The sequence below is a fragment of the Aliarcobacter vitoriensis genome (assembly GCF_048320235.1).
Taxonomy (GTDB): domain Bacteria; phylum Campylobacterota; class Campylobacteria; order Campylobacterales; family Arcobacteraceae; genus Aliarcobacter; species Aliarcobacter vitoriensis.
In genome coordinates this window covers 2,299,526-2,317,562 of record NZ_CP182882.1, presented here as the reverse complement: position 1 = coordinate 2,317,562, position 18,037 = coordinate 2,299,526, and the positions used below count along the sequence as shown (strand labels likewise).

Sequence of the window (18,037 nt, the reverse complement as noted above, 5' to 3'; positions counted from 1 at the left end):
ATGGATATTTTATCAAATAAATCAAATTTAAAGAAAGCTTTAAAGCAACAACAAAATGAGATAAATGATTATACTATTTATAAATCTTTAGCATTTCATCAAAAAGATGAGAATAACAAAAAAATATTTGAAAAGATTGCCAATGAAGAGAAAAATCATTATGATTTTTGGGTAAAAATCACAAATCGACAATTAAAAGCACAAAAGTTTATTGTGCTTTTTTATATATTTCTTGTAAAAATATTTGGAACTTCTTTTGCTTTAAAAACCCTAGAAAAAAGAGAAGCTGGAGCAGAAGAGTTTTATAAAGAACTTTTTGACATTTATCCAGAATCAAAAAATATTTATAAGCAAGAAACAGAACATGAATTTATTTTGATTGATATGTTACACGATAAAAAACTTATTTATGCAGGAGCAATAGTTTTAGGTATGAATGATGCTTTAGTAGAACTAACTGGAACTTTAAGTGGTCTTGCATTTGCTTTTGATAAAAGTATAGTTGTTGGAATCACTGGGCTTATTATGGGTATTGCAGCATCACTATCAATGGCTGGTTCAGCATATCTTGAAGCTAAAGAAAATCCTAGTGAACTTATCAAACCTTTGACATACTCTACTTATACTGGTATTGCTTATATACTTACGACTGCGATTTTAGTATCACCATTTTTTATTTTTGATTCTATTATAGAATCAATTATTTTGATGTTTATTTGTGCATTTATAGCTATTGTTTCATATAATTTTTATATAAGTGTTGCAAAAGATTTAAGTTTTACAAAAAGAGTTTTACAAATGTCAGCTATAACTTTTGGAGTTGCTATAATATCTTTTTTAATCGGCTATTTAGTAAAACACTATTTTGGAATAGATATATAATCAGAAATCTTAAATGATCTCTGATTTATATTTAATCCACAGGTATAACTGGATTTAAGCTAGAAGTATTATTTAAAAAGTGTCTATGTTTTTCAAATTGATCTATAATATCTGTAATTATTGCATCTACATCATATCCATAAATATCATAAGCTTTATTTCCATCTTGTAAAAACACTTCAGCTCTAGCATACTTTTTTTGTTCTTTTGTAGGATTTACACTATCTGGATAGGCATAAGGTGGTGTGTCATAATTTCTTGCACGAACTTCATATATAAAATCAAAGTCATTTGAGTGCTCAACTCTTAGCTTTGATATAGCTTTTTCTTTATCATTTGAAACTTCAACTATCCAAGAATATTTTTCAAGTTCTGTTTCAACTGTATTCATAGCTTCTATTATGTCTTCATTTATAAACCTTTTTGTTTCAGCAACTTTTGGAAACTCTATAATTCTACTAAGTCTTGAATTCCAAGTTCCACTTATTTTCCCATGTCTTCCTGCATTCATATGGTGCTTTAAGCTTTCACTTCTAATAAGTTCCAAATTCAAAGCTTTAAAAACTCCCCAACAAGAAACAAGCATAACAAGAGCAAAAGGTAAAGCTATAATAATAGAAGCAGATTGTAAAGCTTCCAATCCACCAGCAAGAAGCATTGCAATTGCAACAACTCCTTGTGAAATTGCCCAAAATACTCTTTGCCAAACTGGATTATTTATTTTTCCTCCACTTGAAATTGTATCAACTACTAAAGAACCACTATCTGAAGATGTTATAAAAAATACAGCAACTAAAACTATTGCAAAAATAGATGTTATTGTAGAAAAAGGATATAGTTCTAAAAACTTAAAAAGTGCAATAGAAACATCATTTGAAACAGCTGTTGCCAAAATAGTATATCCTTCATTTAAAATAGAATATAAAGCACTATTTCCAAAAACAGTCATCCATAAAAAAGTAAATCCAGCAGGTAAAAATAAAACTCCAATGATAAACTCCCTTATAGTCCTTCCTCTTGAAACTCTAGCTATAAACATTCCTACAAATGGTGCCCAAGATATCCACCAAGCCCAATAAAATAGTGTCCAAGAACTCATCCAAGATGATTTTTCTTCATAAGTATATAAATTGAAAGTTTTTTCAACAATACTTGATAAGTATGTTCCAATATTTTGAATAAAAGCATCAAAAAGATAAAATGTAGGACCAGCAACAAATACAAATAAAAGTAAAAAAGAAGCTAAATATACATTTAAAATAGATAGTTTTTTTATTCCACTATCAAGCCCCGATATAACTGAAGCTAAAGCTATTGCACAAATAAGAACAATTAAAATAATTTGTGTATTTATTCCAACTTCTACATCAAAAACATAGTTTAATCCAGAGTTTATTTGTAAAACTCCAAATCCTAAAGTTGTAGCAACACCAAAAATTGTTCCTAAAACTGCAATAGTATCAACACTATGACCTATGTTTCCATATATTTTATCTCCAATTAATGGATAAAGTGCTGATCGAATAGTCAAAGGTAAGCCATGTCTAAATGAAAAATATGCTAAAACCAATCCAACTATTGCATATATTGACCAAGCATTTAATCCCCAGTGAAAAAAGACTATTCCCATAGCATCTTTTGCAGATTGAATACTTTGTTCTCCAATAGGTGGATTTGCATAATGAACAATAGGTTCAGCAACTCCCCAGAACATTATTCCTATACCCATTCCAGCAGAAAATAGCATAGAAAACCAAGAAAAATTTGAATAGTCAGGTTTTGATTGATCTGGACCTAATTTGAATTTACCATAAGGAGAGAAAGCTAAAAAAAGAGCAAAGATAGTAAAAATAGAAACACTTAACATATAAAGCCAACCAAATTTATCAGCTATAAAATTTTTGGTGGTAGTGAAAATATCCTTGGATAGAGCAGGATTAATAAAAGTAAATATCACCAATAAGGTAATAAAGACGACCGCAGGTATAAAAACAGGCTTTAGAACTGTTGATTTCATAGTTCTCCTTTTTGTATAAGATGTGTACTAAAATAACAAAGCTTTTCTTAATAATGAGTTATGAAAGAGTACAAATATAGTCTTTAATACGTTCAAAACACTTACTTCATAATGCTTTTGCAAATTTAAGAATTTAATTATAAGATGAAATATATTTACTATTTACATTTTTAGAATAAAAGGATATTCTAATGAATCTAATTAATAAAGAAAATATATGCTACTAAAATCAAAATATAATGTTGTAATACTAATCACTGTTTTACTAATATTTTTTTCTATCGTTCTTTCTATTATCAACTATGTTGTATCTTTAAATACTGCACAAAATCAGTTAAAAGAACAAGCGTTACCACTCTCTTTGGATAATATTTATACGGATATTCAAAAAGGTATTATTGAACCTTATTTAGTATCTTCAATGATGGCAAATGATACTTTTGTACAAGATTGGCTTGTGAATGAAGAAATAAATGATAAAAAAATAATAAGATATCTTGAAGCAATTAAAAATAGATATGATATGTTCAACACTTTTTTAGTATCTGATACAACAAAGAATTACTATACACAAAATGGATTTATAGAGAAAATAGATGAAAATAATGAAGAAAATAAGTGGTATTTTAATTTTAAGAATATCCAAAATAAACATGAAATAAATTTAGATTTTAATGAACATTTATCAAATAATATGATTATGTTTATAAACTACAAAATTTTTGACAAAGATTACCATTTTTTAGGAGCTACTGGAGTTGCTATAAAAATTTCATATATTGGTGATTTATTACAATCTTTTAGATTAAAACACAAATTTATTGTTACTTTTTTCAATAAAGATGGGAAAGTTGTCCTATCAGAAAGGCAAATAAACTCAAAAACAAATTTAGATGAATATCAAATTTTGAAAAATTATAAGGATTTGATTTTATCAAAAAAAACAAATACAATCGAATATAATTCAAAGAATGGGGATAAACATATATTAAACACAAAATATATTCCTGAACTTGACTTATACTTAACGATTGAAGCAAATTTAAACGATTTTACAAAAGATGTACATAATATATTTTATCTCAACTTGATTGTTTCAATTTTTGTTACTTTTATTATCTCAATTTTGGTATTTCTAATAATAAAAAATTATAGTAAAAAATTGGAATATCTTCTAGTTTTTGATGCTTTAACAGATATACCAAATAGAAGAGATTTTGAAGAAAAATTAAAAAATCATATATTATTAAAAAGAAGAAAAGATATTCAACTAAGTCTTATATTCTTAGATGTAGATGACTTTAAAAGTATAAATGACAAATTAGGTCATCAAAAAGGAGATTTAGTTTTAAAAAGAGTTGCTAGTATCTTAGAATCTGGGATTAGGCAAACTGATTTAATTGCAAGATGGGGAGGAGAAGAGTTTATCATAGCTTTAATAGATTCTTCTTTGGAAAATTCTAAAATAATTTGTGAAAACTTAAGAAAGAGTATTGAACAAGATATACAATTAGAAGAAATTTGTTCATATAATGTTACAGCTAGTTTTGGTTTGACTATGATACAAGAATTAGAGACTAAAGAAAGTGCTTTATTAAGAGTTGATGAAGCAATGTATCTATCAAAAAATAGTGGGAAAAACAGAATAACTATTCTTTAAAAACCTATTCTATTTCCAAACTAAAGTTGGAAATAGATAATAAATTAATCATATTTATATGATTTAATATCACAACTATTTGTTGCTTCTTCAACAAGTGATTTTCCTATTTGAGCATAAGCATGTATAAATTTTTTTATTTTTAGATCACTTAAAAGTTGTTTTTCGTCCAAAGATTCATATTTTAAAATAATATTTGCAGTTGGACAATATTTCATTATTGCATCACAAATAAGTATTTTATCTTGAGTTTCATTTATAGTCATAATAATACTTGAAGATTTTTCAACTTTTAAAGCTTCTAAAACTGACTCTTTTTCTAAATTCCCAAAAAATGCTTTATATCCTAGTTTTGTAGCTAGTTGAACTTGTCTTAAGTCATTTGAAACAATAACAAAAGTAAGTTTTCTATCTTCCAAATCTTTTGCTACAACTCTACCTAAAATTGAAAATCCACAAACAATAATATGGTTTTTATCATTGATTGTTTCAATTTTATCACTTTCATATAAATCTTTTGCCAAAGCTCCTGATATTTTATATATATTGTTCAAGAAAAATGGAGTTAAAATCATAGACATTACAGATATTAAAACTAAGAAATTAGCCGTTTCTTGTGGTATTACACCTTGATTTGAAGCCAAAGTAAATATAGCAAAAGAGAACTCCCCTACTTGACAAAGAGCAATCGCTGTTTTTATAGCTGTATTTTTATCTGATTTTCTTCTAATTATCATATATACAGCTATTGCTTTTAATAACATTACAAGTAAAAACAGACCAATTACAATATGTATATTTTGTAAAAAATATACAATATCTATTTTTACTCCAACAGTAAAAAAGAATGTACCTAAAAGTAAATCTTTCAAATTTACGATATCTGATTCAACTTTAATTCTAAATTTTGTATCAGCTATTATCATTCCAGCTAAAAAAGCCCCCAAAGAGTAAGTAAATCCCAAATATTCAGCTAAAAGAGATGCACCTATAACTATCGATAAAACTGCACCTATAAAAAGTTCTTCCATTCTAGTATCTGCTGAAAATCTAAGCAACCAAGTGATTATTTTTTTACCAAAAATAAACATAAAAAATAAAATTATAGCTGCACTAATAGCAGTTTTTATAAGAACTTCTGAAATTGACAAAGTATCATTTGTCAAAAAAGATATTAAAAGTAAAATAGGAATTACAGCTAAATCTTGAAAAATCAATATAGCTGTACTTCTTTCGCCATAAGGTGTATAAATATCTCTTGATTGTTTTAAATATGGTAGAACAATAGCTGTTGAAGACAATGAAAAAGCTAATGCAACTATTAAAGATATTTCAATACTCAAATGAAAAATAAGATATGCCACAAAAAATATTAAAATAGCACTTATTGCAACTTGTAAAAAACCATTTAAAAGTAAAATTTCTTTCATCTTTTTTATTTTTTCAATACTTATTTCAAGTCCAATAGTAAACATTAAAAATACAATACCAAATTCAGCTATAGCATCAAGAGAGTCCATATTTGCACCCTTGAAATGAAAACCATAAGATATGATAATACCAGTTAAAATATAACCTATAATTTGAGATATACCAAATTTTTTTAAAATTATATTTAAAACTGTTGCTAGAAAAATAGCTAAAAATAGCGTTGTTAAGAAGTGTTCCATGATAATTCTTTTTTGTAAAATGCGGGATTATATCAATATTTTTTTAAAAAAACTAAACTTTTTAAAGAATTTTCTTCATTATTTGTTATAAATTCAAAAGAATTTTCCAACTTTTCTACAAACTGAAAATCTTTTGCATTGATTTTAAATAGCTCAATCAAAAAATCACTACTTAAAAATGGATCATTTAAACAAGCAAGTACAATAGAGCCTTTTTTTGTAAGTAAGTCTAACTTTTTTATGATTTTCTCATAATCTTTTGAAGCTACAAATGAGTTTTTTTGAAAAGAAGGTGGATCAATAATAACTATATCAAATGGTGAATCTTTTCTAATTGTAGAGATAGATTTTAATATGTTATATGGTAGAAATTTTACCTTTTTTGTATCAAGATTATTTATTCTATGATTTTCTCTTCCCATACTCAAACTTGGTTTTGACATATCTACATTTATAACCGTTGAAGCTCCTCCAGCTATTGCAGATACACTAAAAGCACAAGTATATGAAAATAGATTCAATACACTTTTATCTTTTGATATAGATTTTATATATTCTCTTCCTTTTTTCATATCAAAAAATAGTCCAATATTTCTATTTTTAAAGTTGATTTTATATTTTAAACCATTTTCAATAGCTGTAAAATCATCTAAAATTCCACCAAATATTACCTCATAAAAATCATCTGATTTATATTTTCTTTGTACTATAAAATTTGAAAAATTATTGTTTTTTGCAGTATCCTCTAAAATTAAAATAATATTTTTCTCTTTTTGGTTACTTTCATAAAAACTAGCAAATAATGTATCATTTATGCTATCAACTGTCAAATGAGAAAAATCTTCATAAAAATTCCCACGACCATGAAAAACTCTTTTTATCTCTTCATTTTTATCTTTTAAATTGTCTAATATTATATTTTTTAAATCATTTTCATTCATAAGGCGAATTATACACAATTTTTTTACAATCATTACACGATTATTATATAAATTTCCACGATTTTTTCACATTTAAAAAAGGTTTTCACAGTGCTTTTTAATTCATATGAATTTTTATTTATATTTTTACCATTAACTTTAATTTTATATTTTTATTTAAATTCATTAAAATTGATCACTTTGAGTAAAACAATGCTTGTATTTGCTAGTTTATTTTTCTACTCTTGGTGGAATATCATATATCTTCCTTTGATTTTAGGAAGTATGATTTTCAATTTTTACATAGGGAAATCTTTAGGAAAAAAAGCAAACAAATCTATGCTAACTTTTGGAATTGTAGGAAATGTTGCACTTTTAGGATATTTTAAATATGCTGATTTTTTCATTGAAAATTTTAACTGGGCATTTAACTCTCAAACTCCCCTACTTCATTTAGCTCTACCTTTAGCAATCAGCTATTTTACTTTTCAACAAATTGCATTTTTAGTTGATAATTATAAAGGTGAAGTAAAAGAGTTTAGCTTTTTAAATTACTCACTTTTTATCACATTTTTTCCACAACTTTTAATGGGTCCAATTGTTCATCACAAAGAGATGATGCCACAATTTGCTCTAAAATGGAGAAGTTATATAAGATGGGAAAATATATCTTTAGGACTTTTTATATTTGCAATAGGACTTGCAAAGAAGTGTTTAATAGGTGACCCTCTCACAGATTATGCCCAATATGGCTTTGATAATGCTCAAAAACTCACAATGATAGAAGCTTGGTATGCTTCAACTTCTTATGTTTTATCATACTATTTTGACCTATCAGGATATGCTGATATGGCTATTGGAATAGCAAAAATGTTTAATATCGATTTACCAAAAAATTTTAATAGTCCATATAAAGCTAGAAATTTCGCTGATTATTGGAGAAGATGGCATATAACTTTGAGTAGATTTTTAGGTGATTATATATATAAAAGTTTAGGTGGAAATAAAAATGTAGTTTGGATTATTTATCTAAATATTATGATTACTTTTTTTGTATCTGGATTTTGGCATGGTGCAGGATGGACTTTTATAGTTTGGGGACTTTTAAATGGACTTTTTGTAGTTTTTGCACATATGATGAAAAAAGCAAATTTAGAAATGAATTTTTATCTAGCTTGGTTTTTAATGTTTATTGGATTAATCATCACTAGAACACTATTTGTAGCAAACGATTTTAGTGATGCTTGGTATGTAACTTATACTTTATTTGATATTACAAATCTAAAATTTCAAGAGTTATATCATATAGATGCAGTTTTCCAAAGCTTTTACATAGTTTTAGCTCTTGTTTTAGCTCTTGGATTTAAAAATAGTGGTGAAATAGCTCTTAATTTCAAACCAAATTTAAAATATTCTTTATATACGGCTATTTTAATATCAGCTTCTTTATTCACTTTTTCAAGTGCAAAAGAGTTTTTATATTTCCAATTTTAAGGTAAAAAATGAAAAAACAAAAAAAATTTATACTTTTAACTCTACTTTTTATTTTTATTTTTTTCTCTATTGGAGTATTTATAAGATATATTATAGACCCAGTTGGAATAAATAACAAATTTGATATAGGACTTAGAAAAGATACAGCTTTAGCATATAGAACACAAAAATATGTAGAATTAAATGAACTACAACCAAATACAATTCTTTTAGGTGGAAGTAGAGTTCACTATTTAAACCCAAAAGACATAGAAAAATATACAAATGACAAGGTTTATAATCTTGGTCTTCAATTTGCAACTTTGGAAGAGCAATACTATTTTTTAAAACACTCACTAGAAAATTTAAAAATAAATACTGTTATTATAGGGCTTAATTTCTATACATTTAATGACGATTTAAAAGAGAATAGCAGTGATTTTAATAAAAATATTTTTGATTATGGATTTAATCTATTTTACCAAGTAAAACACTATTTGGAAGTACCTATATTTAAATATTTAAAATATGTTATTCCAAACAATGATAGAAATCTTTTTTATGAAAATGGTGCAATAACTCTATATCATCAAGAAAAAGTTATAAAAAATAACAATAAAGAACATATGTGGCAAGGAACACTAAACTACTATCAAAAAGTATATAAAGATTTTCATATTTTAGGAGAAAAAAACTTTGATTATTACAAAAAGATGGTAGATTTATGTAAACAACATAATGTTAAATTAAAAGTATTTACAACAGCAATTCACACTTCTCAATTAAAACTTATAGAAGAAGAAAATAAACTAGATATTTTTGATAGATGGAAAAATGAAATAGCTCAAATATTTCCTTATTGGGATTTTATGAATGAAAATAGCATAACTGAAGATGAAGAAAATTTTATAGACTCTTCACATATCAAACAAGAGTTTGGTTATTTGTACTTTGCAAAAATATTTGAAGATTTTGATATAGATATTCCAGAAGATTTTGGAATTTTTATAGAATAATTAGGGCAAAAGCCCTAATATTATTTTGCAAGTTTATCTACAAATTTACTAACAGGAGTTACAAGTCTTTGTAACAACATACTTACTAAAATAAATGCTACAAGCCATGCAATAACAGCAGCCCAAGCAGGTAAATAAACAAAGAAAATATCATATTTTGCCATAAGTGGCCAGTGGATTAAGTAAACTTCGTAAGAGTAAACTCCATAAATAGTTAAAAATTTACTTTCAACTTTTTTAAGTACAAATATCACAATAAATGCCAACATTATAACAATTGACATAATTTGCTCTACAAAGAAACCTTGCCCTAAAATATCTTTTAAAGTTGGCCAAGAGTTTGCTCCAGTTCTTTGAGATACATAAAAAACTACAACAAACATAATAGCCATAATAATGTATTTCATATCTTTTGAATTATCTCTAAAGTTTTTTACATAACTAACAAATTTGTTTTCTTGACCATCTTTTATTTGAACCAACCAAGCTGCAATAATCCCTAAAGAAAATGCTACTGTGTGAAGTCTATGAAGCCAGTTACTTCCTAAATCGAAAATATTAAATGTTCCAATAATTGTAGCAATAACAGCTAATATAATTGCAGTTAGCCAAGGTTTATTTTTGAAAAATACTAAAGGAAATAACAGATAAAACATTATCATCCAAGTAATATACCAAAATGGAGAGTTTACATCACCAAATCCATCTGCTGTTGGGAAAAAACCTAACATCGATTTTATCATATATCCAATAGAGTAAGTTTTATCCATAAATACAGCATCGGCTATAAACATTATAATCAAAGCTATCCAAAATGGAATAAATATTTTTATAACTCTTTTTTTATAGAAATCAGCAACTTTCATCGGTTTTTTTAGCATTCCAACAGTTAAACCAAATCCTGACATAAATAAAAACAGATCAACCCCAACTCCAGCAATTATAGAAAGTGGAAATAAAAATTCACTATTTGTAACTTTCATATATGCAAAGTGAGCAAAAACAACAGTTAAAATACCTAAACCTTTTAGCTCATTTGTAACAGGTATTGGAAAAACATCTGTGTGATTTGAATCTTTTAAAGTTGTAAATAAAACTAATATCGCAAAAGCAATAACAACAAAAGTAGATAGTTGAAGACTTGTAAAAGTAACAATATCATTTGTAAGTGTAATAGGACCTATACTCAAGCAAATACCCCTAAAATTTAAATTAAACTCTTTAAGTTTGGGCGATTTTATCTAAAAATTAATTAATAAAAAGTTAATAATATTTAATAATTTTATCTAACACAAAGATTTTTTATGTTATTTTTTTGAAATTTTATCTTAGGAATATATAATGAAAAAATTATTTATTATTTTGTTTATGTTTTCAACAATGCTTTTCGCAAATATAGGAACTATAACTTTACTTGAAGGAGAGGCAGTTGTAATAAAAAATAGTAATACTGTAAAACTAAATTTAGGTGACGAAATAGAAAATAAAGATATTATCGAAACAAAAGTAAATTCAAAAGTAAAAATTACTTTTATAGATAATACTATTGTAACTATTGGAAAAGAATCTACTTTAAAGGTAGACGATTACTATTATACACAAAATGACAAAGATAATGTAAAAACAGAACTTAGTATCCCAAAAGGTGCTTTTCATGCCATAACAGGGCAAATAGGGAAAGTAAATCCAGATAAGTTTAAATTAAAAACAAAAAATGCAACTATTGGTATTAGAGGAACTGAATTTTATGGTGATGATAATAGAATAGTTTGTACACAAGGAAGAATTATTGTATTGTCAAATGGAGTTTCAGTAGATGTACCTTCTGGAAACTATCTAAATATTTTCTCAAACCAAAGACCATCAGAAGTTTTACCACTTGAAAATAACACTTTAGAAGATATTGAAGAAAGATTAAATACTAATAATCAAGGCAATAATGGTAATAATCTAGATAGTTTTAATAACAATCCAAGCTCACCTTTAGCTTTAGATGGAACTCAATCAAATAATCAAGAGAATATAGATAATCAAAATTCTTGGGGGGATTGGAATACAAATATATTAGCATTAAACAATGAAAAAAGTAATGCAAAAATGGAAGAAATAATACAAAATAAAATTAATCATACTGAAATTGATCCAAATCCAATTGATCCAAATCCAATTGATCCAAATCCAATTGATCCAAATCCAATTGATCCAAATTCTATTTTAACTGACTCAACTTATGTTCAAGGGTTAATGGATGATATTAATGATCCTATATTATCTTTCAGTGGAACAATAATTGGGTTAAATGATTCGGGAAATATAAATTTTAATTTATATTTTGGTGGAGGAAGTGCTTCTGTGAATGGAAATTTTAATTTTTTAGGATATGAAGCTATGTTTGAAGATGAAATAACAACAAATGGTTTTAACAATATATCGGCTTGGGGAATTGGTCAAAATGGTGATATTAGTGCTAATATAAATGGAAGCTTTTATGGAGCTGAATTAAATAAAGTGGTAGGGGATATAAACATAGAAGATATGGGTACGATAATTCCTACTACATTCTCAGCAACAAGGTAAATAAAACTATGAATAAAAAATTATTATCACCCTTATTTTTAAGTACTATTTATTTAACTTCACTTTTAGCAAATGAAAACTACTCAAATGAGCATTTTCAAAAAGCTATTGAAAGTTATCAAAATAGGCTATTTCAAGATAGTTATATCTTACTTCAACAATATACAAAAGAGAACAAACTATCATCTGATACTACTTTTATACTTGCAAGAAGCGCTTATGAAATAGGTAAATTTTCGGAAGCTTTAAATTTATACAAAAGTATGTTAAAAGAGAATCCAAATAACAATAGAGTAAAACTAGAACTTGCTCAAACATATTTTCAACTAAAACAATACGATGAAGCAAAAGCTTTATATGAAGAGGTTTTAAAAGAGCCTGATTTACCCGAAAATGTTAGAAAAAATATCGAATTTACTTTAAATTCACTTGATAAAAAATCTCAAAAAAATTTTATAAAAACAACTTTAGGTTTTGGATATGGATTTGACTCAAATGTAGATAATAATTCAAGTGACAACCTTGTATATTGGGGAAATATTCCGTTAAGTATGGAAGATAAAAAAAGTGACCATATTGCAGAGTATATTCTTGCTTTAAATCATACATATAAACTAAAAGATGATTTAACTATTGACAATAAATTTGTTGGTTATATTCAAAAATACAACAATGAACATGATAATGATTTGAGTCTTACTGTTTTTGGAACTGGATTGTCTTACTATACGCAAAAATCAAAACTATCTTTAGCATTTGATTATAATTATGTTTGGTTAGATAATAGTACTTATTTGAATAATTATATTCTAACTCCATCATTTGATTATCAAATTGATGCAAATTTGATGTATAAAACTAAACTAAAATTAATCAAAAAAGATTTTAAACAAACGCAATATGAATTTAGAGATTCAACATATTATGAATTACAAAATAGTCTTGCATTCTTAACACAAGATTTTGGAATAAATACATTTAGTTTTACATTTGGAACAGATAATAAAGATAAAGGAAGCCACTATAATGTAGATTATGACTTTGCAAGTTTAAGATATGAAAATATGTATCCACTTACAAAAAGTACAATCTTAACAAATGGTATTGAACTATATAAAGATATTTATAAAGAAAATGAAGAGTTCTTATATGGAAACAAAAGAAAAAATGACAAAGTTATTTATGATTTAGGAGTTATTCAATCTATAAATAAAAACCTCTCTTTAGGAGCAACTTTTAGATATATAAATAATGACTCTAATCAAAATATCTATGAATACGATAAATATGTAGTAAAATCAAATATTTACTACTCTTTCTAAGCTTTTGTTGTATGCTCATAAACACCATCAAAATTCTTTGGTGGTGTTTTTATAAACTCTTTACATCTAGTTATATAAATCTTATAAATATTTTTATTTGTTTTATTTTCATTGTTTTCTAAACTCTCAAATATTTCTAATGCATTTATAAAATCACTATTTTTGTAAAACTCTATTGCTTTATGATATAAATCTAACTCTTCTTTTAAACTTTCCTTTGCTTCGCCACTTCCTAAAACTTGCCAGATTTCAACTGGTTCATTTTTTCCTTTTACTTTTACCAAATCTAAAAATCTAAATATATATTCTTCTTGTAATTTATCTTTCGTAAAGTTTGAAATATTTAACTTTGAATCATAATATTTACATAAAGATTCAACTCTTGAACCAAGATTTATCGTATCGCCTATAACTGTATAATCACTTCTTAAACTACTTCCCATTTCACCAACGATAACAGTTCCAGTATTTAGACCTATTCCTATATCTATTTTAGGTAAATTTTCTTTTTGAAGTTCAACATTTAACTTTTCTAATACTTCAAGTTGTTCAAGACTTGCTTTTAAAGCTAAATCACAATGATTTTTTATATCAATTGGAGCATTCCAATAAGCCATAATAGCATCACCAATAAATTTATCAATAGTTCCTTGATATTTGATAATAATTTCACTCATAGGTTGCATATATCTATTTAAAAAACTTATTAACTCTTTTGCATCAAGTTTTTCTGAAATATTTGTAAATCCTCTAATATCACTAAAAAATATTGTTACTTCTTTACTTTTTGCACTAAACTCATTTTTATCAATATTTTTTAAAATATCATCCATAACATTTTTTGAAACTTTTGAAGCAAATTTTACTTTTATAGCTTTTTCACTTCTAATATTATAGAAATAGTCAAAAATTAAAGATAAAACAGAAGCTAAAACTATTGTTAAAAGAGGAAAAACTATATTCAGAATAACTCCAAAATCAAAAAGAAGCTTATAACTCAATATAATAAAAGATAATATAAAAATAAAAAAAATAATAGGCTTTAAATAAAAATGGCTATAAGTTATTAATATAACAACAATAAAAGACAATAAAAATATAATAATAATATTTAAACCATCTAAATATGAAGCTTTGTGTATAAAATCACCATCCAAAATATTATCTATAATATTTGCATGTACTTCAACACCGGGGAAAACAGAATCAAATGGAGTAGCTCTTAAATCAAACAATCCAGCAGCGCTTGTACCAAAAAGTACTATTTTTTCTTTAACATCTTCAATTTGAAAATTATTTTCATATACATCTTTTGCACTAATATATTTGAAACTTTTTTCTGCTCCACGATAATTTATAAACATTCTTCCAAATCTATCAGTAGGAATTATAATATCATCAATGACTATATTTGAAATACCAGTTTCATCATAGTTTATAAAAACTCTTTGAGTATCATTTAAAACTCTAATCATCTCTAATGCTAAAGATGGATATAAAATATCATCAAAAGAGATAAAAAGGGGAACACTTCGTATAATTCCACTTTCATCTGGAATAATATTAAAAAAACCACTAGAATATGAACTATTTTGTAAAATTGGAAGATTTAAAACTGTTCCTTTAGCTTCTATCATAAAATTTTGATTATTTTGTTTATTTTTTTCAACAAAAACTGCTGGAATAGATGGTGTTTCTTTACTGCTATTATCATTTGATAAATCAAAACTATATCCTAAAATTACTGGAGAATTTTCAACAGTTATTGCAAATTCTAAATCATAATCTTCTAAATCACTTTTAATATTTAATTTTTTAGCTATCTGTTTTGGTGAAGTTCTATCCTCTTCTGCAAAAACAATATCCATTCCAACAACAGCAACATTTGATAATGTTAAATTTTCAATAATTTTTGATAGTTTATCTCTACTCCAAGGCCATTGTCCAAAATTCTTTATCGAAGCTTCATCTATATCTACTATTACAACATTTTGACTTGTGGGTATCTCTCCTCTAAATAAAAAATATGAATCTCTTATTCTATTATCAAAAGAATCCAATAAATTTGGGAAATATATATAAATAAAAGTTAGAAAAATAGATATAAAAATAGATAAAGAAGTGTAGATGAAAGATTTTTTAATATTTCTTTTAAACATCTAACTGCTCTGGCAAAAGTTCAATTTTACAGTACTCTTTTAAAGCATCACTGTTTTTAAAAAACTCCAATAAATTTCCATCAATTTCTCCATCTTTTACCATAAAATCTAATATTTTAAATACTTCTGAAAGTTTTTTTGTTTGTTTGTATGGTCTATCATTTGATGTTAAGGCTTCAAAAATATCTGCCAAAATCATAATTCTATCTTCTAAAACTAAATCTTTTTCACTTAGTCCTCTTGGATAACCTTTCCCATTTAGTTTTTCATGATGATTTACTGCTATATGCATTACATTTTCATATTTTTTAGGGAAAGGTAGAACTGATAACATATCGTAAGATAATTGTGCATGAGAATTCATCTTATCTTTTTCTTCATTCGTTAAAGTACCTTTTTGAATAGATAAATTATATTTTTCTCTATCATCTATTAAAGAAGTTAAGTTACCATTTTTATAATATTTATAATCAGATATTCTTTCAATTCTTTCAATATCTTCTTTTTTCATAAATTCTGAGCCAATATTTGCTTTCTCAATAAATCTAAAATCATCTTCTAAATTAGATATTTTAGTTTTATATTCCTCTTGTGTAATAATATTTTTCAAATACTCTATTTCAAAATCTCTTTTTAGAATTTCCACTTTCTCTTTTATTATTTCTATTCCATCAACCATATGTTGTAGTTTTGTTGCTTTATCTATAATCCACTCTGGCATTGAAATTTTTCCAATATCATGAAGTTTTGCTGCTAATTCTATCTCTTTTAAATTATTTTTTGAGTACTTTATATCTTTATAAATAGTTTCATCTAAAGAGATTGATTGAGCAATTAATGGTGCTAATCTTGCCATTTTTGTAATATGATTTAAAGTATGTTTTGATTTTGCATCTATTGCACTTGCTATTGTAGAGACAAAAGATTCTAAAAACTTCTCTAAACTAAGTATTAATTGACTATTTGTTAAAGCCATAGCTGCTTGAGAAGATAAAGCTTTTATAATTTTTTCATCATATTCATTATAAGATACTGTTTCTATACGACTTATATTTTTATTTATTAGTTGAATTACTCCTATTACATCTTTTTCATGATTTATTAAAGGGATAACCAACATCGATTTTGAACAATAGCCAGTTGATTTATCAAAACTTTTTGTTCCTTCAAAATTATAGTTTTCACACTCATAAACATCTGGAATGTTAATAATTCTATTTTCCAAAGCAGAAACAACTGCAACCATAGATTTATTTTCTTCACCATTTTCTAAATATAATGGTAAAGAGTTCCAAGATATTTTTTCTTTTCCTCCCAAATATATATTTAAACTATCATTTTGAACTATTTTAAAATCTAAATATTTTTTATCATCAGATTTTATATATAAAGTTCCTCCATCACTATGAGTTAATTCTCTTGTTAAAGTTAAAATCATCTCATACAACTTATCTTTATCTAATTGACTTGATAACTGTAAGTTTATATCCATTATTCTTTCAAATATTTTATGATCAAGTAATTCGTAATCTACTTTTCCACTATTGATATGAATAATATCTCCATCTTCAAGTATCTTACCACCATTATTAAATACTTTAATTTCGTCTAACTGTGTTCTCATCTCATCTAAGTAAATATGTTTAATATGATAAATAAATACTTGTATATCTCTATTTAACTTATCCATCATCATCTTTAGTGTTTTTGGAGTTAGATGTTTACTATCAAAGGCTAATTTTTCTAATTTATTTGGAAAAGAACACTCAATAAATAGTAATTTTATCTTATCATTTTTATTTATTTCTTCAACTATTTTATCATTTATATATGTATCACCACTTATGATATAAGATTCTTCTTGATTTTTTGTTATAACAAATCCAAATGAACCTTCTATGTGTAGAGCACCTATAACTTTGATTGAATAATTATCTATTATTATTTCTTCATTTTCATATATTTCTTTAAAAGCTAGAGACTTTTTATCACTTCCTATTAAATTTATTTGTGAAAAATCTGGCCAAATTTTACCATTAAAAACATTCTCTTTTAAAATTTCAATAGTTTGCTTTGAAGCATAAATAGTAAGTGTTTCTTTTCTTCTTTCAAAATAACCATCTATTAAAAAAGGTAAATCTACAATATGATCTGAATGAGAATGAGTTAAAAATATATCATTTATTAATGCTGATTTATCACCCAAAATATTTATAATATTTCCAGCATCTATAACGATATTTTTTGATATTTGAAAAGAAGTTGTACCGCTAGTTTTAGATTTACTACCACTACTTCCTAGTACTTTAATGTAGTTCATAAGAAATTTCCTTATTGTGTT

12 protein-coding genes are annotated in these 18,037 nt (G+C 25.5%); 6 read left to right on the top strand and 6 right to left on the bottom strand.

The features are described from left to right. Window positions 1-882, top strand: a complete 882-nt coding sequence (locus tag ACNSOS_RS11495; RefSeq protein WP_418185408.1) for a VIT1/CCC1 transporter family protein — start codon at window positions 1-3, stop codon at window positions 880-882. A 31-nt stretch (window positions 883-913) separates the two neighbouring features. Here the strand turns inward: ACNSOS_RS11495 and ACNSOS_RS11490 are convergent, their stop codons facing one another. Beyond that, window positions 914-2,899, bottom strand: a complete 1,986-nt coding sequence (locus tag ACNSOS_RS11490; protein ID WP_418185407.1) for a BCCT family transporter — start codon at window positions 2,897-2,899, stop codon at window positions 914-916. Between the two features lie 217 nt (window positions 2,900-3,116). On the opposite strand from ACNSOS_RS11490, the gene ACNSOS_RS11485 reads away from it, so the two are divergent. Then, complete coding sequence (locus ACNSOS_RS11485; RefSeq protein WP_113909835.1) at window positions 3,117-4,559, top strand: sensor domain-containing diguanylate cyclase; 1,443 nt, start codon at window positions 3,117-3,119, stop codon at window positions 4,557-4,559. 44 nt (window positions 4,560-4,603) lie between these two features. On the opposite strand, the gene ACNSOS_RS11480 is transcribed toward ACNSOS_RS11485, so the two are convergent. After that, window positions 4,604-6,229: a cation:proton antiporter gene (locus tag ACNSOS_RS11480; RefSeq protein ID WP_113894065.1), complete on the bottom strand. Its 1,626-nt coding sequence runs from the start codon at window positions 6,227-6,229 to the stop codon at window positions 4,604-4,606. Between the two features lie 32 nt (window positions 6,230-6,261). Beyond that, the gene (locus ACNSOS_RS11475) at window positions 6,262-7,170 is read right to left on the bottom strand and encodes a class I SAM-dependent methyltransferase (RefSeq protein ID WP_113894067.1); all 909 of its coding nucleotides are present in this window, start codon (window positions 7,168-7,170) and stop codon (window positions 6,262-6,264) included. Window positions 7,171-7,260: 90 nt separating this feature from the next. Between ACNSOS_RS11475 and ACNSOS_RS11470 the strand changes: the two genes are divergently transcribed. Next, entirely contained in the window at window positions 7,261-8,643 is a 1,383-nt protein-coding gene (locus tag ACNSOS_RS11470; protein ID WP_418185406.1) for an MBOAT family O-acyltransferase, read from the top strand. Window positions 8,644-8,651: 8 nt separating this feature from the next. After that, window positions 8,652-9,638, top strand: coding sequence for a hypothetical protein (locus tag ACNSOS_RS11465; protein ID WP_418185405.1), 987 nt, complete (start codon window positions 8,652-8,654; stop codon window positions 9,636-9,638). Window positions 9,639-9,658: 20 nt separating this feature from the next. Here ACNSOS_RS11465 and ACNSOS_RS11460 read toward each other — a convergent pair whose 3' ends face one another. Beyond that, window positions 9,659-10,828 carry an acyltransferase family protein gene (locus ACNSOS_RS11460; RefSeq protein WP_418185404.1) on the bottom strand — a complete coding sequence of 390 codons (1,170 nt, stop codon included), beginning with the start codon at window positions 10,826-10,828 and terminating at the stop codon, window positions 9,659-9,661. A gap of 151 nt (window positions 10,829-10,979) precedes the next feature. Between ACNSOS_RS11460 and ACNSOS_RS11455 the strand changes: the two genes are divergently transcribed. Both ACNSOS_RS11455 and ACNSOS_RS11450 read left to right on the top strand, forming a co-directional pair. Then, window positions 10,980-12,215 carry a FecR domain-containing protein gene (locus ACNSOS_RS11455; protein WP_418185403.1) on the top strand — a complete coding sequence of 412 codons (1,236 nt, stop codon included), beginning with the start codon at window positions 10,980-10,982 and terminating at the stop codon, window positions 12,213-12,215. Between the two features lie 8 nt (window positions 12,216-12,223). Then, entirely contained in the window at window positions 12,224-13,537 is a 1,314-nt protein-coding gene (locus tag ACNSOS_RS11450; protein WP_418185402.1) for a tetratricopeptide repeat protein, read from the top strand. On the opposite strand, the gene ACNSOS_RS11445 is transcribed toward ACNSOS_RS11450, so the two are convergent. Together ACNSOS_RS11445 and ACNSOS_RS11440 are read right to left on the bottom strand one after the other, a co-directional pair. Then, on the bottom strand, window positions 13,534-15,696 hold the full coding sequence (locus tag ACNSOS_RS11445) for a CHASE2 domain-containing protein (RefSeq protein WP_418185401.1): 2,163 nt from the start codon (window positions 15,694-15,696) through the stop codon (window positions 13,534-13,536). The two genes, ACNSOS_RS11450 and ACNSOS_RS11445, sit on opposite strands and share 4 nt — an antisense overlap. Next, the gene (locus ACNSOS_RS11440; protein WP_418185400.1) at window positions 15,689-18,016 is read right to left on the bottom strand and encodes an HD domain-containing phosphohydrolase; all 2,328 of its coding nucleotides are present in this window, start codon (window positions 18,014-18,016) and stop codon (window positions 15,689-15,691) included. The genes ACNSOS_RS11445 and ACNSOS_RS11440 overlap by 8 nt, the downstream gene beginning before the upstream one ends. Window positions 18,017-18,037: the final 21 nt, after the last annotated feature.